Annotated in this window: 18 protein-coding genes; 5 read left to right on the top strand and 13 right to left on the bottom strand. The window is 50.0% G+C overall.

All coding sequences use genetic code 11. The annotated features are described in order from the left end of the window. Positions 1-320: 320 nt before the first annotated feature. The 3 genes from QWL29_RS21300 to QWL29_RS26835 form a co-directional block, all read right to left on the bottom strand. Positions 321-629 carry a hypothetical protein gene (locus QWL29_RS21300; RefSeq protein ID WP_305824881.1) on the bottom strand — a complete coding sequence of 103 codons (309 nt, stop codon included), beginning with the start codon at positions 627-629 and terminating at the stop codon, positions 321-323. Between the two features lie 424 nt (positions 630-1,053). Then, positions 1,054-1,236: an H-NS histone family protein gene (locus QWL29_RS26960; RefSeq protein WP_441295513.1), complete on the bottom strand. Its 183-nt coding sequence runs from the start codon at positions 1,234-1,236 to the stop codon at positions 1,054-1,056. Between the two features lie 345 nt (positions 1,237-1,581). Then, positions 1,582-2,337, bottom strand: a complete 756-nt coding sequence (locus tag QWL29_RS26835; RefSeq protein ID WP_305824880.1) for a response regulator — start codon at positions 2,335-2,337, stop codon at positions 1,582-1,584. 385 nt (positions 2,338-2,722) lie between these two features. On the opposite strand from QWL29_RS26835, the gene QWL29_RS21285 reads away from it, so the two are divergent. Continuing rightward, positions 2,723-3,856 (top strand): sensor histidine kinase, encoded by a 1,134-nt coding sequence (locus QWL29_RS21285; protein WP_305824879.1) that lies wholly within the window; start codon positions 2,723-2,725, stop codon positions 3,854-3,856. A 170-nt stretch (positions 3,857-4,026) separates the two neighbouring features. On the opposite strand, the gene QWL29_RS21280 is transcribed toward QWL29_RS21285, so the two are convergent. Further along, positions 4,027-5,145 carry a sensor histidine kinase gene (locus QWL29_RS21280; RefSeq protein WP_305824878.1) on the bottom strand — a complete coding sequence of 373 codons (1,119 nt, stop codon included), beginning with the start codon at positions 5,143-5,145 and terminating at the stop codon, positions 4,027-4,029. Between the two features lie 331 nt (positions 5,146-5,476). Here QWL29_RS21280 and QWL29_RS26830 point away from each other — a divergent pair, with 331 nt between their 5' ends. Both QWL29_RS26830 and QWL29_RS26825 read left to right on the top strand, forming a co-directional pair. After that, on the top strand, positions 5,477-5,995 hold the full coding sequence (locus tag QWL29_RS26830; RefSeq protein WP_370663726.1) for an HAD domain-containing protein: 519 nt from the start codon (positions 5,477-5,479) through the stop codon (positions 5,993-5,995). 74 nt (positions 5,996-6,069) lie between these two features. Continuing rightward, positions 6,070-6,495: a response regulator gene (locus QWL29_RS26825; protein WP_370663725.1), complete on the top strand. Its 426-nt coding sequence runs from the start codon at positions 6,070-6,072 to the stop codon at positions 6,493-6,495. Between the two features lie 3,132 nt (positions 6,496-9,627). Here QWL29_RS26825 and QWL29_RS21275 read toward each other — a convergent pair. The 3 genes from QWL29_RS21275 to QWL29_RS21265 all read right to left on the bottom strand — a co-directional run bounded on the left by QWL29_RS21275 (position 9,628) and on the right by QWL29_RS21265 (position 11,886). After that, positions 9,628-11,076 (bottom strand): S8 family peptidase, encoded by a 1,449-nt coding sequence (locus QWL29_RS21275; protein ID WP_305824877.1) that lies wholly within the window; start codon positions 11,074-11,076, stop codon positions 9,628-9,630. Positions 11,077-11,408: 332 nt separating this feature from the next. Beyond that, complete coding sequence (locus QWL29_RS21270) at positions 11,409-11,687, bottom strand: hypothetical protein (RefSeq protein ID WP_305824876.1); 279 nt, start codon at positions 11,685-11,687, stop codon at positions 11,409-11,411. 52 nt (positions 11,688-11,739) lie between these two features. Then, the gene (locus QWL29_RS21265; protein ID WP_305824875.1) at positions 11,740-11,886 is read right to left on the bottom strand and encodes a hypothetical protein; all 147 of its coding nucleotides are present in this window, start codon (positions 11,884-11,886) and stop codon (positions 11,740-11,742) included. A gap of 847 nt (positions 11,887-12,733) precedes the next feature. Between QWL29_RS21265 and QWL29_RS21260 the strand changes: the two genes are divergently transcribed. Together QWL29_RS21260 and QWL29_RS21255 are read left to right on the top strand one after the other, a co-directional pair. Then, complete coding sequence (locus tag QWL29_RS21260; protein ID WP_305824874.1) at positions 12,734-13,006, top strand: hypothetical protein; 273 nt, start codon at positions 12,734-12,736, stop codon at positions 13,004-13,006. An 829-nt stretch (positions 13,007-13,835) separates the two neighbouring features. Continuing rightward, positions 13,836-14,966: a GNAT family N-acetyltransferase gene (locus QWL29_RS21255; protein ID WP_308635929.1), complete on the top strand. Its 1,131-nt coding sequence runs from the start codon at positions 13,836-13,838 to the stop codon at positions 14,964-14,966. A gap of 21 nt (positions 14,967-14,987) precedes the next feature. Here the strand turns inward: QWL29_RS21255 and QWL29_RS21250 are convergent, their stop codons facing one another. The 6 genes from QWL29_RS21250 to QWL29_RS21225 are packed head-to-tail and all read right to left on the bottom strand — an operon-like array spanning position 14,988 to position 23,649. Further along, positions 14,988-16,352, bottom strand: a complete 1,365-nt coding sequence (locus tag QWL29_RS21250; protein WP_305824873.1) for a hypothetical protein — start codon at positions 16,350-16,352, stop codon at positions 14,988-14,990. After that, positions 16,349-18,442 carry a helix-hairpin-helix domain-containing protein gene (locus QWL29_RS21245; protein WP_305824872.1) on the bottom strand — a complete coding sequence of 698 codons (2,094 nt, stop codon included), beginning with the start codon at positions 18,440-18,442 and terminating at the stop codon, positions 16,349-16,351. The genes QWL29_RS21250 and QWL29_RS21245 overlap by 4 nt, the downstream gene beginning before the upstream one ends. Further along, positions 18,443-18,832: a hypothetical protein gene (locus QWL29_RS21240; protein WP_305824871.1), complete on the bottom strand. Its 390-nt coding sequence runs from the start codon at positions 18,830-18,832 to the stop codon at positions 18,443-18,445. 2 nt (positions 18,833-18,834) lie between these two features. Next, positions 18,835-19,449, bottom strand: a complete 615-nt coding sequence (locus QWL29_RS21235; RefSeq protein WP_305824870.1) for a hypothetical protein — start codon at positions 19,447-19,449, stop codon at positions 18,835-18,837. Between the two features lie 8 nt (positions 19,450-19,457). Beyond that, positions 19,458-21,770 carry a hypothetical protein gene (locus QWL29_RS21230; protein WP_305824869.1) on the bottom strand — a complete coding sequence of 771 codons (2,313 nt, stop codon included), beginning with the start codon at positions 21,768-21,770 and terminating at the stop codon, positions 19,458-19,460. Next, a complete protein-coding gene (locus QWL29_RS21225) occupies positions 21,763-23,649 on the bottom strand; it encodes a hypothetical protein (RefSeq protein WP_305824868.1) in 1,887 nt (628 codons plus the stop codon). The genes QWL29_RS21230 and QWL29_RS21225 overlap by 8 nt, the downstream gene beginning before the upstream one ends. Positions 23,650-23,758: the final 109 nt, after the last annotated feature.

The raw sequence follows: 23,758 nt of genomic DNA, 5'->3' as shown, positions 1-23,758 counted from the left end.
AGCTAGGTATTCATGCGCCGGCAGAAGCTTCTTCGCCCGAAAGAACGACTTCTACTAAGAGTGATTGGAGAACACTATTGTTTTTTTATTAGCGGGTTGTTAACAACCGCCACAAAACTAGTCGAGGGTATGCGCCCCAAACTTTGGTCACGCTTTTCCTTAAGTGGCGACCGGACATATATAGCGGCGCAGTTAAAAGCCGTGCAGCTGCCGCATATTTTTACAGTTACAACGAAAAAAAGTCCGCTGCGGCACACCACAGCGGACTTTCCGTAAAACGAGACGGCTCAGAAGACCATCACGTGTTACGCTCGCGACAATTAACGCTTGTTGTCGTTTTTGTGGCTTTGGCGTCCTGCTTCAGCATGCTGTTCAGGCGAACCTCCACGAGTGCCGCCGCCGGAGCCCGAACCGGAACCCGACGAGCCCGACTGGTTGTTTCCGTCATTCTTATGGCTTTGGCGCCCAGCCTCAGCGTGCTGCTCAGGCGAGCCGCCACGAGTGCCCGAGCCCGAACCGGAGCCCGACTGCTGGTTGCCATCGTTTTTGTGGCTTTGGCGGCCTGCTTCCGCATGCTGTTCAGGCGTGCCGCCGCGGGTAGACTGATTATCGTTTTGATTGGATTTCATGATATTTCCTTTCGAAGTTACGATATTTGAATACGGACTAACGTAGACGTCTCACGTCGCGCTAGCGAATCCGATAACGCATCATGGTCGCTATGTACCGTAAGCTCCATCAGAACACCGCCCACAGGTGGGTAGGATAATGACTACCATCTCGCCCGACGGCGTCAAATGAACTAACTCGGGAGCGTATAGACAAAACTTGTGGCACACACATGCGCCAACTGAAGTTTGGATGCCTTACGGAACCTGCTGTGGATGTGATAGCGAAACGATACTCTGCCGCTGTTTCACTGTAATTAGGCTGAATTTCCGTGCGCAGTGCAATACAGAAAGACGGAGTAACAGCGCTGAGTATGACGTCAGGAACAACGCCGCTTCTCCCTCAATAACTCCACGCTGAACGCTAAACAGCCAAATAAATTTCTTATTTGATAAGGAATTCGCTTCTGTTTTTCCCATCAAGCCAGCGAGGTTGCCGGCCTCGGCCAGACCACGTTTGACCCGTAAGTGGGTCACGGTATTTGGCGGTTGCTGTTCGCCTAACGATTGACGAAACTTTCTTCTCAACTCCTAGGACATCTGAGCCGCTCAATCCATATTGACGCATCAGTTCGCCAACTTGAGCGCGAGCCTGTGCGATTTCCTCTTGCCGCGCTTGCTCAGCCAACGATTGAAGTTTTGCAATTTGCTCTTGATATTCTTTGTACGACGGCACAGTAGCCTCCAGTAATGGCGAATAGTCGTATGATACCAAAACGATTCCTCTACGCCTATCTTCGCGACTTATCGCGTACTGTTGGAGAATTACGAGTTTCCTTAGACAAAGCCGCGTCTTCTCGTGGGCGGGAAGACCTGAATCATGTATGTCTTGCGGTCATTGCCAGTACCGTATCGTCTTAGCGCTCGCCGCATCAGGTCGTCGGAATCTTTTTCCAAGGGTTTGCGGAGGGCGCTACTGCGTGCAACCAGGAAGGTTCAAAACTTTAAGGAATTTTTGAATGTCCGCCGGTTTAACGAAATGGTGGTGAAAACCCGCGGTTTGAGATTTGCGTCTGTCCTCTGCTGTGCCATAGCCGGTCAACGCAATAAACAGTGCCGTTTCGCATCCTGGCCGAGCCAGTAGTCGGCGGGCTAGCTCATGCCCATCAATCTCTGGAAGCCCGATGTCGAGTACAAAGACATCGAACAACTCCTCTTGCGCACGTGTGAGTGCTTCAATCGGGTGATGCTCGATGGCGACACGGAAACCAAGGGCTTCCAAGAAAAAGCCCAGCATCTTCGCAGCGTCAACGTTGTCGTCAACTATGAGAGCGGCACGCCGTTCGGTGGTTGGGGCCACAGAGCCAAATCCTTCTGTATCCTTGGAGAAAACGGATATTGCAGACAAACCGTCATGTTTTTTTGACAGCAAAAATTTACTTTTATGCATTTTCAAAATCCTTGTTCTGTTATTAAGATTTTTTTCCTTTACTGTCACTGACATGAGTGTACTTGTCGCATATTTGGTGAAATTTGTCCAGCGAAGCACCTCATGAATGGTATGAGCTGCTTTCGCCAACGGACCTTCATCACAAGCCCAGTCAAGATAAGTCAGCCTTGCACTCAACAAGCAGCGATATGCGTTATGAACAACGATGCTGTAGTACAAAAAGAGATGTAAAGGCAACCATTTTGATGGCTCTCTATCATTTATATGACAATCTTTCACCTCAGTTTTCGTCTGATGATGAAAAATTTCGACGACACAAAATCGGCGCCGAACTATACCGCTAAAAATTGCTCATCCGCCGTTTGTTCACTGCGGGGTTGCGTAAGACATTGGTCATGGCCTGGATGTTTATGGGTGGTCCAGTTGCATAAGGGCAATAAAGTATTGGATTTGCGAGTGTTGGCAGTTCTGGTGAGTATCTTTCTTTTCCAGACGTCTACACGTCGGATATGGCAGAAGACGTTTTCAGGTTATAGAACGATTTTGGGTTACACTGCTGGCTTGTTCAGTCACTGATTGTGTTTTCGTTCTGCGAAGCAAGCTTAACTAGCGCTGTCTTTTTTGCGTGAACATCGTCGAGGTCAGTTTAAAATCGAGGCTAATAATGCATCCAAGCGACGCTAATGTGAATACAGATAGTTTGGATGAAATTTCGATTTCATTCGCGGCGCTGAGAAATTCTGTGATTGATGAGTGGGCGGAAGCTGTTTCTGAGGCAATTCCTGCAGCAGCTGAATTAAGGAAGCCTATTCTGACAAATACATTGCCGGTATTTTATGACGATATCGCTGAGGCATTGACGGCCGACTATCCTCGTGAAATAGCTACCGCAGGTAGTAATCTTGGATTTGCTCATGGACGAGAGCGTGCAAGCTCAAGCCATTTTACTGTGGCCGACATTGTGCATGAACTGCAAATCTTTCGAAAAATTATTTTTAACGTGACTCGGCGGGAAAATCTTCAGTTAAGGTTTAGCCATCGTGAAATAATCAACGAGTCCATAGATGACGCAATTCGTCAGTCATTGACCGCCTTTAGCAAAGCGCATCATGAGCTAGAGCAGGCAGTGTATGCAGGGCTTTCGCATGACTTGCGGAATCCTCTGAATATTGCGAACTTCGCGGCGCGATTAATCGAGATGAAATCTCAAGATGCAGAGATTGTAAATCTTGCTAAAAAGATTGGCGTGAAGATTGGCGAGGCCGACGCTATGATTCAATCGATTCTCGATAATGCAATGCGTGCTAATAATAAGAAGTCGCCAACAGATATTGACCAGTTCGATATAAAAGCAGTAGCGGAGGACGCTTGTTCTGACATGGAGATGGCAGGACGAACATGTCAAGTCGTCGGCGCGTCCGTAACCGGTTATTGGAGTCGTGGGAGTCTAAAACGAGCATTGGAAAATCTACTTTCGAATGCGCGCAAGTTTAGTGAACCCAAAACTATCGTGACCGTTCGCGTCTCTTCTATAGATGGAAGGATGCTCCTTGCTGTGCACAACGTTGGGAAGCCGATTCCCGAGGAGGATATCCCGCGGTTGTTCAAGGCATTTGAACGGGGCCTGGAGTCGACAGATGTCACAGGATGGGGGCTTGGTCTACCGTTTGTGCAACACGTGGCTGAAAGCCACTACGGCACCGTTGTCGTGGATAGTGCTCCCGGTCGAGGAACTACCTTTACGATAAGCATTCCATTGGACTGCAGACACTGCAGCACTCAGAATACTGCGAAGTAGGCCTCGTTGACACCTATCGAAGTTGTTGCTTGGACATGTTGAGTGAATCCGATAGCTAAATGTCGGCCGTGAATTTTTTTCGCCTCAATTATAGCGAAATCGTCGGCTCATATCTAAGCACCTCGCTTTACGAACTCGCAGAAGATATCTGAGCGAAAAACTTTGATATGCTAATTAGAGCCATATTCTCGACAGTCTATGGGAATGCTAATCGTGAACGTTGTGCCGCGCCCCTCTGCGCTGTCTACTACCACTACGCCGCCATGACATTCCGCTACAATTTGTACAAATGGCAATCCTAGGCCCCAGCCTTTGATATCAAAGTTTTCCAAGCGATGGTATGAGCGAAACACGCTCTCAAATTGGTCCTCAGGGATGGGGCGACCTTCGTTATGCACTGATAATAGCAATCTGTCGTCGACTCTATTTATGTGAATGCTGACTGTTTTATTTTGGTCACCATACTTTTGCGCGTTTGCAAGCAAATTTTCGAGTACGCGCTTCATAGAGACCCTACACCAGAATCCGATAACGGGCTCCTGATTTGGTATTGTAGGGGGTACGGAAAACGACATGTCCGCACATACTTCTCGTACTAATTCTGTCATATCGAATGAGATAATATGTAGTCTAAGTTTTTTTCGCCCGTTTAGTGCTGCTGCATCGAGAAGTGACTGAATCATTACATCTACTTCAGAGAGTTTTGTGCAAATGCGATGAGCAAGTGTCACAACTTTCTCTTCCGATGATTTATGTTGAATCATCTGCGACGAAACTCTCGCTATGTTCAAAGGGTTTCTTAGGTCATGTGACAAGCATGCAATGAAAGTTTCGCTGATTTCGTTATGTGAAATGGTGAACGATTTAATAGCGTCAACAATTGCAGCTTCGACGGATTGACTGATTATATTGCAGTCCTTAGCGCTAAGTGCTATATCTTCCGTGTTTGCGATATCGAATATGACTTGTCGAAAAATTTGGAATTCTAGTATAAGGTCGGCTGGTGAGTAACCGGTCATGTTCGCGCGTTCACGCCCGTGCGCTGCGCCGAGGTTTGTTCCAGCGGTTGCTAATCCCCTAGGATAGTTTGGGGTGAGTGACTCTACCAGGTTGTCGAAAAGTGCGGGAAAGGTATTTAGAATAATTGGGCTGTCCAAGAGCGCGGCTTCAGGGATTTTTTTAGCAACGCGCTCCATCCACTCGGAAAATACAGAATCTCTTATTGATGAAAAAGAGCGGGAAATTTTGTTTAACTCAGCTGCGCTCGGCGCCGCATCGCTAGGATTCATTTCGGAGCCTAATGGTAGAGTAAGATTGCAATGGTTGTTTCCAATAGGAAATGAAATCTTGTTCCATGCTTTATAGTTATTGAGTATAGCTCAATTTTTGTAAAATTCGACCGCGCTTACTCATCAGCCCCTACCTGCTCAGCGGTAGACTTCACGTTGCCGTCTCAGGTACACGGCTGAAAATTTTAGAAGCGTTGGAGCGCAATTCGCGCTTAAGGCGTTGGAATGGGGTTACAATTCGGCCTCGTGGCGGCGCAGCAAGGAATGACGCCTTTGGTGTCGATATCGTCGGGCGCATTGCCTGAGAAAAACGTCAATTTTGGACGGGTAAATGGGTAGAAACGTCGAACACCATATCGTGGTGTGTTTCTTAGATTACGACGGCGTACTTCATACAGATGACGTGCACAAAAGCCATGACGGAAGGGTCGATGTTCGGTCGCCCGTGCGCAGATTGTTCGAATGGGCGCCAATTGCTGAGGAACTTTTCGCACCCTATCCAAATTTGAGAATTGTCCTATCTACTAACTGGGTGGGGATGACTTCCTTTGAGGAGGCTCGCTCATTTCTTCCGCCAGCTTTGCAGCGACGTGTTATCGGAGCTACCTACACGGCTGCGAACTTGCGTTACATCGATTCTTGGCCAAGGGGCAAGCAAGTATGTGATGATGCTCGAAGCCGTCGGCTCAAGCGTTGGTTTGCGGTTGACGATGACGAATCTGGATGGCCGGAGGGCACGAGAGAACAGCTTATCAAAACGTTGGGCCCTTCCGGACTCAGTGATGCCAAGACGCAAGACGCAGTAGTTAGGATGATTGAGCGACTTCTAGGTTTAAGCGGCGTCAGCTAAAAGCAGGTTTGGACGTCCCGACTTCCCGCCGAGCAAGAGGTTCATTGTGAAGACACCTGGGGATATCATATTTCATGAGCGAATACGTCCGACGTCCTGGCCATTGTAGGGTCCTTGGAAGTCGTAGGAGGCTGGCCCGCGTGCTAATCGTTGACCGCGATACAGAAACAGCCCAAATATTTGGTCTTCTTCTGAGGGCACACGGTTACGATGTCAGAGTTGAATGTGATTGCTCCAACGGCCTAAGAGTCGCTAAATTCCACCGCCCTCAAGTAGTCATTCTCGACCTTGGTAGCGACACGATGGATACGTATGAGATAGCGGCTAGACTGCGGGCAATGCAGTGCCTCCAGGAGGTCTATCTCGTGTCATTATCCGCGCCCGTTGTTCCGGCAGCCTATCCTGTAGACGGAGCCCGTTTTGACGCTTACCTAACAAAACCCACGGGTTATGGGGTGCTTATCGGCATGCTTAACCGATTTTTCGCTTCGACCGAATAGCGTTGAATTCTGTTTGTCAGGCGGCTTTGGTTGTGTCATACGTGCTGCGTGAAACCATATCCTCATGACTTAGCAAATTGTGAACGTTACATCGGTCGGATGTGCCTCGCTTGATGGCACTCTTTAGGGACGATACTCAGCTCTACTGCAGACGATGTGCCGCCTCTAATTACGTCAGCGACATATTCGTGGGTTGTCAACCTGCAAGGCGCACTATCAATGCGGAACCTTTTCAGTTGAGTTGATTAGGAGGCAAGGCGCATTCCTGTCCAGCACGCTCATGCTGAGTGGCGAACCTTCGGTGGCGCGCTAGCGCACCGGTGTCAAAGCAGCGGCCGCAGAGCACACTACAACTCGTCGAGCACCTCTCGTAAGGGCAACATAGAGATGTCTCGCATCCATTAACTCTGGATGAATTATGACCGCGACGTCGGCTTCGAGGCCTTTCAAGAGAAGGATGCTTCCTACGGCGCGTCTGGTAACGGAACGGCCGATGTGCCGGCGACGCTCTCACTTGCGTTCCGTCGCCTCGTGAAAACTGCAGTTGTCCTGAACCGCATACTGCATCGTCGAGATACAGCTGCGGAGAACCTCCGGTCTATAAACCCTTAGACTTGGACTCTGCCGCAATTGAGTGAGCGCTCCCAACGCACGGGTTAAGCTTGGCGCTTTGGCAAAGCTCAAAAGGGCTTGCTCAGCCTGACTGGGCGGATTGCGGGCCGTTCCCTGCCGTGGGCTAGCAACTCTTCGTTGTAGCTCAGCGGCTCCGACATTGGTCATCGAATCCGCAGCGAACGCCACCAGTCGCGCTTCTACATCAGGTGCAGCTAAGTCGAACTGTCGTCCGAAATCAGTCAGGTCGCGCAGGTCAGCGGGCTCGACATTTATTGCCCCAGGCGTTTGACTTGCCATTCGACGTCGCCCCGACACGTTTTGGCTGTCTCCAATCACGAGAACATTGCCATCGCAGGTGGGGGGCAGCTGTCCTGGCCGCTTCAATTCGTTGGACGTCAGCAGATTCTGGGCGTAGTTGAATCCATGTTACCTCTGGCGGTGCCGTTCGCAGGTCGACTCCTCCGCCAGCGGCGAGAGTCTATCTGCACGCAAGCAACCAATGTCCGAACCGTTCGGTCTTCGCGTTGCGCCATCTCCAAGGGACCACAAGCTCGCCTATTGAAGGAAACTGTCGAAGTACGTCCCCGTCCCATAAGAGCGAGCGGCGAAAGGTTACCATATTTAAACTTAACGCCATGATAAGCAAGCTCATATGTTATCCTAGCAACATATAAATTGCTTGGCTAACAATAGATGTTGAAAATCATATCAATCGGCAACGGCGAGTCGTTGGAGAGCGAACACATATTTTTATTAGTGGAAACCGATTGTGATGCTGGGGACTATCTTTTGACGGATAGCAGGTATGGTTCGGACGAGGCCCCAACAACCATGCTTGGACATGTCTTCTTCTTTCCTCCTTGTCTAGTCAAGAAGGGCGACTACGTGATGGTTTGGACAAGAAGCGGCATGCCATACCTCAGTAGAACCACTTGGGACGCGCGACAACATAACCTCTTCTGGGGTCTCGAAAGGACAGTGTGGAGTGTAGAAGGTGACCAAGCCTTCCTGTTTTATGCACCGCGAGCTAAACGTACAACTGCGTCTACTCCAGGGCGTAAAAAGCTCACTGTCGAAACGTTAGATTGGCGTACTTAGGTTCGTTGCAGCGCAAGTGCGTTCTCTCTCCATTTCAACGCTCTTCAGACAACTAACGCAGGGATGTTCTGACAGTACGTTGAAAGTACGGCCGTTCTCCGTCGGAAGTCCAGGCGTCTGATGCATCGTCGAGGCCAATTTGGCGCAGCGAACACTCGACGTGCGTTGTCGGACAAGGAACACGATGCCAACGGACACGATAACGTTGTGTGGTTTGGCCAGACTGAAATTACTGACCCGGCGTCAGTGCCGACCTCACTAGCCTCATACTGGTAGAAACCGAACTCGTTGAGTGTTGGCTGGCGCCAAGCGGAATGCCTTCAACAATACGCACGGCTCGCGACCTTGGGCGGCCGGTGGTTCCAGTCCGAGTCGTCTCTTACAAGTACAACAAGAGCGCTCCCGTCAACCAAATGTGAACACCTGAGAACGTCTCTGTATCGACGTTCGATGCAGGACTCGGCATCGACCTCAGGTACGAAGTCCTCCCGCTATCAGCAAACAAGCAAACTGAGGGCAAGGCAACGCTGGAACAACTGCGCACGGCAAGCTGTGCTGCGTTCGCCTTAACAGCATATCCCGTGGTCTAGAACCTAGTGCGCCGATTGAAGGCAAGTGATGGGCTAGAACAACTCTCCATGTACATCTTCCGGCTCCAGCCTGGCAGCAAGGAAGTCGACCCGACGAACGGCGGTGCCGCAGTTTACGCAGCCGCTCAAGCAATCGAACGGGCCCTGAGTCGTGCTACCGGCCGCCTATCCATAATTTCTCAGAACGAGAGGTGATGAGCGAGCAGAGGAGTCCATACAGGTAGAGGACCCGGACCTGTGGCGTGATGGCCTCGGGCACGGCCTGCCCGGTGCTGCTGAAATGCCGGCTGTCGCCCGGTACGAAGGGGTGCCTTGGGGGCCGATGTAGGAGCATTAGCTTTTTCGAGTCCTCGGCAAAACAGATGTCCTCCGCATGCTTGCGGCTACAGCCAGGGTCTCGGTGTTCCACATCCGAAATACGTGCGCATTGACGACGGTCATCGCGGCACACGGTGAGACGCTGACAAGCTGATAAGCTGAATTCGTAAACGCACTATGCGCCTACAAACCCATCTGTCGGCCAAAGAGCAGCGTCTAGCTGAACTATTTATGCACGGACCGCAAGTGTCTGCTGGCTGTAACGCCGCTTCCTCCTGAAGGCGTGCTAGGTACGTTTGACTCTAACGAAGTAGTTTGCGGCGTGACTAAGCGCCAGTTAGGTAGACCCATCAACCTGCACCTTGCAACGTCATCTTTCACCTGCACTATGAGCGTTTTTGCAAGGTTCGCATTGACAATAGTTACGCCTGCGACTCGCCTAATTTGAGTCACATCGGAAGAGGGCTTGTCACCCGCCCCGGTATATTTCATGAAAAGTACGTCCATATCATCACCTCACAAAAGGTACGCCATGCCCGACGCTTTCCGCATGAAATCCGGCGCGTGTGCAGCTAGTATAGAGCATATCCCTTAGCGTACTTAGTCGCTCTGGTGTTCTTGCCCCGAGACTGCTCAAATTCCGCGACAGTAGAGTTGCTGAAAGTGCGGAGACAATAGGCGCGGCCATGGAGGTACCAGACTCTGCCTGATATCCACTCTCATTGACCGTGCTCACAATGCCAACACCTGGTGCCGCACATCCGACGTGCGCCTCTCCAAAATTTGCGAAGTACGGAGTAAAAAAATCACCACTCGAAGCGCGAACCATTTGCAGAGCGGCGCTGGACCCAAACGGATACGCCTCTACACGTCCAAGCGCGGTGACAGCTACAACGTCAGAGACACTTGCTGGAAAACTGCATTTTTCCTTCGCATCGTTGCCAACTGCGGCGACAACCAGGACACCGGATGAGTGTGCGTAGCTGATGGCCTCTGCTATGGCTTCATCCGAAGCGTTGAATCCAAGACTCAGGTTGATGATATCCACGTTCCGGCTGACAGCGTCCAAAATAGCGACGACAACATCGGCCGTAGACATTGACCGCTTTCCTGCCGGGCAAACTCGATAGCTAACGATGTCTGCTGCAGACGCGTGCCCCAACACCTCGTTGTGGCTACAACCAATGATGCCGGCAACATGCGTTCCGTGCCAATCGGGCTCCCGTAGATTGTCATCCTCCACCACGCCCTTCGAAACAGCGTATCGTTTCTTCACAGCAGTAAGGTGAATGTGACGTGATACCCCAGTATCGATTACGGCAATCTTGACGCCCAAGCCGTCGTCGGGCAAAGGAATCCCTAAAAGTTCGGCATATCGCTCGTGTTTCGACAGGTCGATTGCTGTCAGCCGAATCACAACTGGGTCATTCGAGTGGCTCCGCCCGCGCAACACAAGAGGCCAATAGTTTTCAGGAGGGCGCACATGAAGAACACGCAGAACTGGGAGACCAAATTGAATACTTACCTCGCCCAAATCGTTCGAGAATACCGCTTTCGAAAACATGAGACCGTGCTCAATCACGAACGCCACCCCTGGCAGCGGTTTGTCCGATTCATCCACCACAAGGAACCTGAACTCATGACTCCCGTCGAAAGGCTCATCCGCTGTTTCACAAGCGAGCATATCGAGCGGATAGAGCTGCGGCAGCTCGTATTCACGATTCTCAAACAACTTTAATCCAGAATTGCTTTCCAACTCAGCCTTCTGCGTAGCCGACGCTCGAAGCAAAACGACACCATCGATACTGCTCTCGTTTAGAAAATTTGCTCCAGATTCCGTGACGAACGCCTCATCAACTCGCCCCGCAGGTTGGGAGCTGAGAACGAATCCTTCGTTCGACATGGGCATGCTAAAACTCTTCGGAAACGTCATGTATTCTGTTTGAAGCAACTTACTCATCCTGGTGTCCCACTTTAATATTGCTCGAAGGATACCAGACAACACGGGTCAGACGATAGTTTCGAAGTGAGGTAGATGTTGACTGTTGAGCAATCAGACGAAGCACAAAAATGCATTGGATGCGGTGGCGGCACGAGCGTCACGGTGCCGTGAGACACGTTCCTGGGTCTTGGACTACGAGAATGAATTTGTCAGACGCCAGCATCCCGCCCCAGCACGATGGCAAAACTCATTCGGGCGCGCAGGCATGCGCGCCTTACAGGAGGAATCCCTTCCATTTACGTAAGCGGTAGCCGCACCGCTGAGGTGGCGAGGGGAGAGAGTGGGGGAAATCACACGTTGATTGAGTGAGTCCAACTTGGCAAGCCGATTTTTGAAAGATGGTCCACCAAATTCCTGGAGCCAAAAAAACGGATTCGTCCGTTTTCACTGTAGGCCAGCGCGCTCTGGTCGACTTTGAGGCCCGACGCCTGCGCTCGAGCGGTAAGCTGCGCTAACAGCTGGCTATTTGCAGTGTCGCCTCCACTACTAGACTTAGCTTCAAATACGACAAAATCGATATGTCCACCGTTAGTGGCGCGAGCCCGGATATGAGCAAGATTAATTTTCATGCAACTCTTTGTCTCGGATTTGAAAAAAGCCAGGTCATTGACCTGGCCCCGCTTACTTTTTGCCCTTATTCTTTGCTTGGGTCAATGCAGAGGCAGCAACACTCTTCTGCGCAGCCGTAGACTTCGGATTTTTCAGAATTTTACTTGCTTTTGATGCAACAGCGGCAGATGTATTCTCATTACTTTTTTTCGTAGCCATAAATCCTCCAAGCGATTTGACGGAAGTTACTACATGTAGTGCCAAAAGACGCGTGCCTGCCACATATAGTGGTTATATTATACCGGTATCTTCATTCTATGCAACTAAGTAACTGTGTTTTTGTACAGCTAGCTCCGCCATGACCCTGCCGACAGACTGAGTAATGATAGCCCAGCAGGTTTGTGCTTTTATGTTCACTACAAGTTGTCTGCAGCTACATCATATTGCCTTCTAGCTTGGAATTTGGTCTTGCCGCTCATAGAATTTGTTAGGCGGTCCAATCGTGACTCTTTCCCAGCGGAATCGCGACGTGCGATTCACACGATATGTTGCGTAAATGATAAGCGCGTCAAGGCGAGTGCCTCGGCCGAGACAAGAATTAAAGTCGCAGGGACACTTCGTTTGGATGCTGCCTCCGGCCTGGCAGTTGCCACCAACACGGCAAGGCACGGCCTCACAGCTTCGGCCCGGGCGGTGAGATTCACACATTTCACCCGGCGGCACATACCCGGCGACCGTCGCGGTGCCCCTTTGCAGATTTACTGGGCGCAGCTGCAATTGCGCTGGCCAGGCTGGGGCACCTCGACGGCTGTGCGGGTCATTCGCACGTCGACCCGCGCATGCCGCATGGGAAGGCAGATTTCGCCGACGGTTTGGCCAGCGTAGTCGATGAGCGGCCGCTCGTCTGGCGTATGAGTTTGCCGCGTCGACAGCATCAACTGCTGGCGGCAGCGTCGGACATGCTCACAGAATGCGCTGTACTGGTTAAGGATTGCGTGCGTTGTGGGCGTAGTACACTGCTAATTTTTATCCTAAGTATGACTCAAACTGACATTTTCGGGAACTTATGAAAGCAAGTGAAGCAATTCGAATCATTAACGGAATAACTGGACTTTACAGAAATGCAGATAGGAAGAGAAAAAAGGAAACTGCTGAGGCTGTGGTTACAATTATTAGCCAAATAAAAGAGCAGGTAACGGACCCGATTGAAAAAAAAGCATTGAACGACTACCTTAAACTTCCCTCTGTAAATGCTGACATCGAGCGCATCAATTACGACGCAGATTTGCGGCAACAGACGCCCCCGGCACCACTTGGCAAAAAACCGGAAAAGCTCTAATGTGTATTTCGCTGCAGGTTGATACGAAAGCATGAGGAATCCCAATCAGCGAGAAGGGCGCCGTTTCGGACCTTGGGAAAAGGCGTAGTAGATGAGCGTCAGGAGCTCGGCACCTGTTCGCTCTCAACTGGGATATATTGTGCAACAGGCTATTGCACAAACGGACGGCTCGTTCTAACTAGAGTCCACTTCTCGCGAAAACGCACGCGGTTGGCCCGTATGCTTACCACTCTAACTAGTTGCGTCGCGTTTACGCTACGTTAACGTTATGTGGACGAATAGTAGCTGCAACTCCAGCTGAGCTGCAGCGACGACGTTCTTGCACTCACTTAACAGGTTTTGCGCGCATCCCGAGCTTTCGCCCAACCTTAGTAGTCCTCGAGGAGGGCTACTAAGGTCTGCACGACTTTGCCTGCGATGACAAGGGACCTCATGGATAGAAATATGGCGTGAGAGGAACCACAGCGGGGAAGGTTTGCTGGCCAAGGCGCCAGTCTCTCTGCGGCCTCTGACACCGCAGCGTGCCTCAAGGTGCTTTGGCAGGGAACTTCGACCTTAGCCGACCTGAGGAATCGCGGGAGTGCGCTATTATTCTTGCGAAGTGTCGCGTACGCCTCTTTAAAGAGGGCAGTCCTCGGACGTCACCCCGCAACTTAGTCGGTAGTCATGGGACGCGGAGTGGTCTTGATGGAAAAAGGGAGTAGCCGCAGATTCTTCTCCAACTGCCCGTGGCCTATCGCCGCAGAACCATAGGCCCTGACCAACCTAATCGGTTACGCTCCTCTTCTACGGAGGTTGCTGAGCTGGCAAATGAATCTTGGAGTGCTGCTTGGACGATTTGATTGAGGTTGTAGACACGCTAGTTAGCGTGCCAGTAGAAGCTTGGAATGCCCTCACGGACGGAAACGTGTTCGTTAGCCATCAATACTTGCATGCGTTACATACGACAGGCTGCGCTTCGCCACGAACGGGATGGGCGCCTCGCTATCTCATCCTTCGTCGCGGCGGCGTCCTTACGGGGGCAATGTTGCTCTACGCAAAGACCCACTCTCGAGGTGAATACGTTTTCGACCAGTCCTGGGCACATGCGTACGAACGAAACGGGGTTCCTTACTACCCGAAACTGACATCAGCAGTTCCATTCACGCCTGTGACTGGCCCGCGGATACTCGCGCGAACCACAGCAGACCGCGTCGTGCTCATTCAGGCTGCCGTTCAGCTCGCCCGAGCGGCGGACATTTCATCCATTCACGTGCTGTTCCCGAATTTCGACGAAGTTGATGCGTACAAGGAGGCAGGCTTCCTCCTGCGAGAGGGCGTCCAGTTTCATTGGTTGAACGACGGGTATCAAACATTCGACGATTTCCTCGCTTCCCTGACTCGCGAGAAGCGAAAGAAAATCAAACAAGACCGCAGGAAAGTAAGTCACGAGGGTGTCGTTTTCCGCACGGTGCCTGGGGCAGAGATAAGTGATGCCGACCTGGAGTTCTTCTATCACTGCTACACGCAGACGTACAAACTCCACTATTCTTCACCGTATCTAACGCTGCAATTCTTCCGAAGGATTCGAGACGAAATGGGCGAAAATCTGTTGCTCATCGTTGCAGAGAAAGAAGGGAAGAGAATTGCAAGCGCACTTAATTTCGTCGGTAACAACACGCTGTATGGGCGGTACTGGGGGACGACGCAGTTCTTGTCGGGTCTGCACTTTGAAACGTGTTATATGCAGGCGATAGAATATTGCATCAATCATTCGTTGGCCGCGTTCGAAGGCGGCGCACAAGGAGAACACAAGCTCGCGCGTGGACTCCAGGCTCAGCCTACCTGGTCGGCACATTGGGTCGCGGACGACCGCTTCTACGAAGCCATTGGCAAATTCCTAGCGCAGGAGACAATGCACATGGACGATTACTTAGACGAATTGAAAGATAGAATACCTTTCAAAAAAGGCTCGATATAGCTGTGTTCGCGTTGCTAGTGTTCAAATTTTCCGACGTGAGGTACCCAGTCGATGAAAATTTTCGAGCATCAATCGCTGCACCTCTAACTGAGCAGTAAGATTCATAATTTTTGCCGCTTGCTCGGAGTTCTGTTCTGTCAATACTTCGACGGGAGTTGCTCCTCTGATAGTAGCCGAGGCTCGACGATACGCTTCTTGGCTAAGCTTTGAATTGTGTCCAAGTACGCGCGCAAGACCGGCCGAAACTGATTTTAAATCGGTCGGTTTGCTAGATTTTCTAAGCTCATGAATCTCTGTCCTGAACCACTCCTCTGCGAACTTTCGGCGTATTGAGTGCAGCCCCGACCCTACGGGCGCTCCAATCGCCTGGAACGCTTCGGTGAAAATGCTCGACCAAGTTTTATCAGTCATTCGTTTGCCGGTAATCATGGATGTGAATACAGGAAGATTCTTCAGGCGGTCATCGGTAGATGCTGTGTTTACGACATCATCTCCATATAGAGTTCGTAAGTAACGATTTATTTCCCACGCAAGCGCATAAGGTATGTCGAAGTAAAAATTTCGCCCTAGTTTTTGCTTCTTGGGCTGGATAGAGTGCGCTTTCAGGCCTGATGCTATTGATTTTTCAATTTCTTTTTCGGTGAACTGGCTGACCACCAATGAATTAATGCTACCCCTCCGAAAGCCAGTTTGGTCTGCAGTTCGCATAAAAAGGACGTTGCGCGCGGCAGTTTTTGCTGGTTGCGAAAGGTGGAAGAAGTCTTCGATATCATTTAGGTCGGCATTGGTAGCCCAATATTGCGCTCCAACGCTGCTAGAGTTCTCTCCAATGCCACGGTAACAAAGTGGGAATCGCCGGGTGGCTCGTTCATTCCATTTGGTTTGCTTCTCGGAAAAAAGTGTAAGCGAGGACTTAATCGGAAATTCCTTACCCCAACCAATAATCGGTTGACGACAAAGTCCCTCCAGATGAGTCCACGCGAAGAATTCATAGATAATGCGAAGCTTCACGTTCGTTGTTACCTTAGCGGTTGCTTCGCACCTCGAAGCGGTGTTGCCTTGTGTCGACTTTAACGCAACGTCTCGAAAAGCTTTTAGAATTTCGTCATCAACGTCTTCCCAGCTTAATTTCTTAGTGCTTAAATACTTTTCGAAGTCCAACAGTGCATACGCTAGTGGTTGCATAGTCGAATTAAAAGCTTGAATATCTTCATTTGTCATTTTGGCGACCGACAAAGCATAACGATGAAATTCAACGTGTAGAGCTAAGTCCGCTCCGCGAAGTGAGGGTATTTTCAAATTTGGCTTGTACTCGCTCCACCATAATGTAACCGGAAAGCTAAGGGGAGCGCCAAGCGCATTTATTGACTTGAGTGTTGGCATCATGGCGAATTCTCGACTTTAAACTGCATTGGTTGAAGTTTTAAAAGGAGGGCGTTTAAGGTAACTGTTTCGAGGCCGGCAAAGAACAACCCCACCGTTGTTCGGGACATCCACTTCTGCAGCTGACCAGTTGTTGGCGGCGCGTTATTATCGACGCAAACGATACGTACCGCTTGACAAGACCATTTATCTAACGCAATCGGAACGGCGTAGCCTAGGTGAAAATTCAGACAATCGGATAGTGAGAGCGAGACCTGTCCAACAGTATCGACAAAAGCGTAGGCAACAATGACGTCAGTCGGATTACCTTCTAGTAGAATGTTCGGCAGCACGACGTCGATTATTTTTCCTGTTGAGCCAGCAAGAAACCCTTTTTTGTAATCGCTCCGGTAACAAACGATAGTATCGCCGATAGTTGCAACATAGCTTCCCGCTAACTGCACCAGTGGCGTCGCCAAGCGTTCAAATTCACGAACTTCTATCTGTTCTTTATGAAGTGTATCGTTGTAAACTTTGGCAGCTTGCACGGTCGTCGTCACAATGATGGCGGTCGACGTGACCGCAGCTCTGCGATATGCCGAAAGAATTCTCGTGTCCATATTAACTGTAGGCTCGAACGCCGTAACTGTAATGCTCGGTCGCAGCTCAGGAACAAGGAGTTTTTCGTGTAACTCAATGCCTTTTACTCCATCGTTGCGCGTGAGCGGCAACACTGCAGTACGCGCAAATGCTGACCTAATCCGTGCTACATTTGGAATTGCGTAAGCAATATTTATAAATGGACTCGGAGGACCGTCACGTTCGCTTGCGGCCGTTACGATAAAAAGCGTTGGCAGCTCAGGAAGGGCATGGACGAGTTTGCAAGCCGTAACGACATCAATGTCATCGGCACCATGGATAACATAACATTCGTCAGCAGCAAGACGAGCCGAATCGTCGAGCAAAACTTTTCCGAGCAGATAGCTATTGTTTGAGCCTGCCGGCAGGCCAATCGCCTCCTTTTGCGAGCTCGAGGAGTAAATATGCGTGGCGCGAGCGAAACATGGCTTGTTGAGCAAGCCCGAAGCCTCTTTTGCAGACGCAGATAGGACGGTAACCGACGCTCTAGTTATGGTTGGTTCTGGTGGGCTGTGCTGCAGCGAATTTCGGTCTAATACAGGCGACTCGTCAAGGGCTCCATCTGTCTGCTGTGACGGGCGATATGCAAGCTCAGAAAGGCGACGTAGCAGCGCATCGGTAACGATGTGCTGACCGCGAGATTGAGCGAACGTCCCTTTGCCCGTCCCCTTGAGGAACATCGCTCCCGATGCTACCGAAAGCTCGATTGCTCGTGTTGTGAGTGCGCTACTGCCGACCTTCGCCTTCAAGCTAACTCGGAGCTCACTAAGCTGAACTAACTGGCTCAGGTGTTGCAAACAGTATCTGTCTATCGAAAGCGCGCACGCGGCAATTAGTCGTAACGGAGAATCGTGTGTGATAGCGAACCTTGCCATCGCGATAGCGTCTAGCTGTTTCCACGGCATAAATGGCGCCAATAGATAAGGATTCGTTGAAATCACCTCTACTGTTGGCGGCCCCCACAACTCAATCGCTTTCGCGGCCAAGCGCGGAGGAAGGCCTTGTGCAGCGAAGTACGTTGAGACCTCTATCTGCTCGCAATGGGCGCGCCAAGCCTGTATTAGTCGAACCGCCGCGGCTGGGCCAGTTCCGGTTGCGCGCGCGATGGCGATGTAGTCGCCCGCGTTGAGCGCACTGTATACTTGCCTGCCCAACAATCGCCACAGTCGCTTGCCGACCACGACGCCGAACTCGGCAAACGACGGGTGGCGTGCCAAGAGGCTAACAATCTCGGGCCCAGACGACACCTGTCGAACCGCATTAGCAGCAACGAATTGAAGCCCATACTGCCGGTCATGTGCGTAGCTTCCAAAGATTGTCCAGCTTTCGCCAATTGTCGGCGCTTGCTGTGTGGCTTTGCTTGGAGCGACAACGCGCACCGTGCGCGCAGTATTTTCAAGCAAAATCCGAAAAATAGCACCGCCAGTAGGCGAAACATTTACGATTCGTACTACCGCCCCATTTATTTGTTCCACTTACTTCTCCGGGATAAATTGGCCGGTGACATCAAGATGGCGGAGCCTGGCGTTTGACGCGCGCAATTGTTCCAATTCGTCGAGGAGATGGAGCAACGCAATATCAGCTTGGATAGAATCCGTGGATTCTTGAGCCGGAGCAGGGGGCGCTAACGTTGTTGCACGTTTCAATAATTTGTCATCGAGCTCATCAAACAGCGCTTTAATTGCTGCGTTCGTTCCAATAGTCGACGGAGATATCTGCAGCAACCGGCAGACGTTACGTTTAGCGCTTACGCCACGGCTGTTCAGTGGAACCTTGTGAAGTGGGGTCAACTTTATCCAATTTCTTAGTCTCTTGGCGTTTTCTACCCCTATTGTCTGCGATGGGGAAAAATTATGGCTGCTCATGGTCAAAGACTCATTTTCAAAGGAACAACTTTTCGTAGCGAGGCGGTTAGTTCAGAAACCTGTTTTTCAAGCAATGCCACGGTTCTATCATAATGTGCCGCTCCGTTTGCAAGCGCTCTCTCTGTCTGAGTTAATTTTTCGTCTAAGCTAATCTCTTTTAAACGCATTTGAGTAATCTCAGTCTCTTGCCGCTCGAGCACCAGCCGGAGAAAAGTTACTTCATTTTCCAACGCAGTAATTCGGTCGCCTTTATTTTCCTCAATCAACTGCTGTTTAGCTTTTCTTGCTAAATCCTTGCCAAGCCGCTCTATCTCTGCTTTGAGTTTGATGTGTGTGCTGCTAAGCCCAGAGCGATTCGTGCGTGCTATTTTTGGTAATGCGGCGCGGACATGCTCGCAGTTCTGGCTTCCGTCCCATTCACAAAATTCCGCTACGTTAACAGGAAAATAATCGAGTTGAAGCTCGCCATGTTTGTCACGAATTTTTTCTCCTTGTGAACTTGAGAGCCATGGAATTCCAGACTCAACCCATATTCGTAACCATGATATCTTAAGCTTAATTGACTCTTCTACCTGTAGTCGTCCGACCCTTGAGACATGTTTTTCAGATAACATCATGTTAGCGCTCAATTTTTGCAAAAAAAGATAGGTTCCCAGCGGTCAACGATATTGTTAAATGACCATTGCGTCTCGATAGCCGTCTGCTCATCTGCTCTTATGTAGTCATTTATTAGCGTTGCATTCTTCCGAGCTTCTAAGCGGACCGCTGGCGGAAGCGAATAATCTTCTTGTTGTGCCTGTAGCTCCTGAGCTTCTAATGCTAGATGTTTTCGGTATCCTGGCGTCGTAAGGAGGTGAAGGCACCCACCACATTTGTTGGGGCTAGCATTTTCCGGATGAATTTCCCCATCGGAATAGCAGTTGGAACGAGCTTTCGTGCGAGAAGTCTGAGTGCAACAGCACACACCATGCTCCTTTTCCGATGCAACATATCCCCGCCGAATCAAGTGCGTTTGTAAGATGTTCGATTTAATTTCATCACTTTGTTCGCGATATTCAACGCTTGCAGATAGACGTTTCATCAGCGAGAGAATAAGCTTCGGGAAAATGCCTCCCATCAGTTCGCCATTTAGCAAACGTTCAATAAGGTCGGTCACATACTCTTTTTCAATTTCGTCCAGAGTTTTTCTAAGGTCAGATACCTCATTTGCAAGAGCGGGCGCGTAGAGAAATTCGACGCCATCGGCCGGCGATACCCCAGGTGCATCAGTAAGATATATTTCCGTTGTCGAAAATGAATCGTGGCGGTAATGTTCGCTTAACGCGCCCAGTTTAAAACGGTCGTAGCGGTATTTGTACAAAAGTCCAAAAATTCGCCGAAACGGATGCGCTCGCGAATACACATACTCCGGACTAACGCCCGCTAACTGGAAGAACCAAGCGGAGGTTCGAGCGAAGTCGAATTGCGTAGGCTCCACCTTAAATCCATTAACCGTAAAATGACGGCGATAAAATAATTTATCGCTTCTCCCCATCGCTTGTTCACCCGGATATTGCTTCAGAGATGTTTTGAGCGGACGGAAAACTTGTGACAGTTCCTCAAGGCAGCGAACAGCATCGATAACGAGCGGATTGCACCAAAAAGAAACATACTGACGAACGGATTTCGCGACATAAATGTCAATCCTCGTTTCCGTAGCTATATTCGAGACTGTGTTCAAACATCCGAAATATAGGCCGTAAGGTTTGTGTTGACCAGTTATTTCCCTTTGGCGGCGGCCTAGATTGATTGTTACGATGCAGAAAGCCGCCGTTTGCAGAGCGGTAATCAATGTTTTTAGGTCGCTATGTTGGGGATTTTCAAGCGGTAGTGATATGCCTGTGCGGGCAATCGCCGATTTGAACGCGGCAGCTGTAGCTTTCCGTACGTATTCTTCGTTCTCAAATCCTTTATCGCTTACATACTCTACCGCGTCGCGAGTAGCGTTTGCTACCTCCATAATTAATGATTTGTAATCGTAAATCCACTTTAAAGCCTCGGTTAGTATCTTTACAGCGTCCGAAATCGATATATTTTTTGTTCTTCCAATCGTGTTAGGAAAGCGAGTAGTGGCGTCCGCATTACTGTTTGGATACGGTAAAAATGGAATCATGTCGAATCCGGTAGGCAGGAACGAGAGCCTGTTGACCTCTACCATAAGGCGTGAATAGGTCGCTCTTGTGGTCTCCCAGGGCCGCGGGCTACGGTTTTGCACAGCGCTCGGAAAATTCAGCAGTGTCCCAAGTTCTTCAATAAACCACAATGGAATCTGATTTGCAGACAGGGGCAGTCCAATTATTTCTGATAGCGTGACAGCGTTCAGTGTAATATTTGCGGTGTTAGAGTAGCCCTGCAGTCGCATAGCCAAAGCGTTATCGGATTTTGCGGCGTCGAGTACTCTTCTAAGTGCGCCGTCATAATCAAGAAGTCCCCACCATCCATCTTTCGGCCACGACTCGCCGAGTTCACGTGTGTCCTGGTGGGTAACCTGCGACAAACGATATATGCCACGGTGAATAAGCCATGCAAAGAACCGCCGGCAAGTATTGATGAAGCCCGAAACTGAGTCTGCTATTGAATCCGTTCTGACGTACAGGGTGGCGTTAATTCCGGCTTTGAGTGAGTTTTGGAACTCTGGCAGGAAGTTCAACGATAGATGACTGCGGCTCTCTTGGCTAGATGCTCCTGCCCGCGTAATATGAATGTTGCTTAAGTCGAATAAGCGCACCGTAACTTCGGTAGCATTCTGGTGTGAAATATCAATTTCTACCACATTGCTTTCCCATTCGCTTAGATAGCGAGGATGCCTATCTGCGTCCAGCGGCCCTTCGCCGTCGGTGCGAATAGGGCCGTTCGCTCCTCCTGCGGAAAAAATTTCGCCCAATTTGTTCCTACGCATTTATTTTCTCCTCGAGAACTTGCACAGTTCGCCGAAAGGGCCCCTCGTTGATAAGCCTGTAAAGTGCAATGCAAACTAAAATGCGGGGAAGCTCGGATTTTCTAAATCGCTCAGGGTTCGCAAGACGGAGATTGCGCATATTTTTCATGTAATATGCACGCTGATAGACGCAGAGTTCTACCTCAGCAGGTCCGATTGGAATTCTGTTTTCAGTAGGATTTTGCAACCAGGTATCGATTAAATACGAGTCTTCGTTCGATGAGAAGCGTGATGGAGGAGCTAGCATTGCGCGAATGGTCTTCGCGTCCTGGTCATCTGTCGTGGCGTCAATATCCTTGCGTTTTGTGATGTAGAGAATGGCTTTCGCGAGCATCTCACTGTATCTTTTTATATTCGATTCGTTGCGAGCGATTTCTACTCCGCCTATGTAATGCGCTGTGGTTGCAGCACTCGCATGGTGAAGCTTAGCTTGTTGTGAGGCTATGTCGCCCCCGCTCTTCAGATATTCGTAACGTGTTGCTTGGGGACGTATGTCGCTAGCCGTAAATTTGGGTAGATTCCAAGTCGAGGTGAACTCGTGGAAATGTTTGCCATGCAAAAAGACGTCGAACTCCAATTTCTGTCTGTACGAAAGCTTCATCGAAACGAAAGCGGATTCGTTTCGCCGTAACGCATATTTGTCGACTGCAGAGTTGTGCCACAGAAGCATTTCGATTGCTCTTACAGCTGCTTTCTCTTCGATATGAATAGTCGAGTCGTCCGACAAAACCTCGTCTGTTTGGAATTGCTCCGTTTTCGCCTTGAATGAATCCAACTGGTATCCGAATGGTGTTTGCTTAATCCCGGCTACAGTCAGTGCCTGCAACGTGTCACTGTTCCATTGCGTATAACGTAAAAGAATAATGAAGCAAGCCGTTAGTGCGAATCTGGATAGGTAGTGACTGCTTAGTAATACACCAAATCGGGTCCGTGACCCACCATCTCCACTGAGAATTTCTAGGGCTGGAATACCATCGATATATACTCTTGCCTTGCCTGGTGCGCTAGAATACAGTTTCCAATGGTCGATAATTTTGAGAGCTATTATTAGCTTTTCCTCAGGTGTTCTTCGATTGGCCACCTTTTCGTCAATCCGCCCGGAATGTATAAGCTTTTGGACTGTACTTTTGCTTAATGAAGGAGGGATGGGCATGCGGCGCGCTGCTTCGATTACTTTTTGAATGGATTCATGTTCGTCAAGTATAGATTCGCAAGTTGCGAGGATGCGTTCGAGGCGCCTCCGATAGTGTTCTTCGGTATTCCCCGGGAACTCAAAGATGTTATCGGTGGTATCGGCAGAGACCGGCAACTTGAGCTCTTTCGTTTCGGCATTTGCATCCACTCGGTCGCTAATATCTTTCCTTGCCTGGCGCTTTGGCGATTTCAGGGCGGTTATATATCCAACTTGCGAGACTGCTATGCCGTTTCGTATGTTGGATTGACAGTCTCGAAATATATTGCGTACCTTCTCGGCTATAGGCGCGGCCGACTTTATATTTTTTAAGCGGAAGTACTCATCTATTCTGGCGAATAAAACTAAAACATCTGCTCGGGCGAGGTCGGCTGGCGGCGTGCTCAAAATACGCGCGTTTTCGCGATTTGTGGAGATGCTGCGGATTGCAGCGACGAAAGAATATGCAACCGAGACCGGAAGGGGGCACTCTGCGTCATTGATGCTTGCTTCCAGTAAGCCGTGGCGCTTTATCCCCAATGAATGAAGGTCGAGCTCGGGGTGGCGGAAAGTGTATTTTTTGCCGCGTTTGTACTGTGCGACCAAGTGAACCCGTGCGTCTGTCCACTGATGGGCAATGTTGTGATTACCAGTTGAGTCTAACTTCACGGTGCACCCTATCTCTGTTTTCGCAATACAGGGATTCTGCACGAAGAGTTGGGTAAAAGTACATAGGTGCGGAAAGTACGCTATTTCCTAGTTCTGGTAATCACGAATA

Source organism: Massilia brevitalea, from assembly GCF_030711405.1.
Classification (GTDB): domain Bacteria; phylum Pseudomonadota; class Gammaproteobacteria; order Burkholderiales; family Burkholderiaceae_D; genus Telluria; species Telluria brevitalea.
Note: the sequence above shows the minus strand (reverse complement) of the source record. Positions and strands in the feature narration are given on the sequence as shown.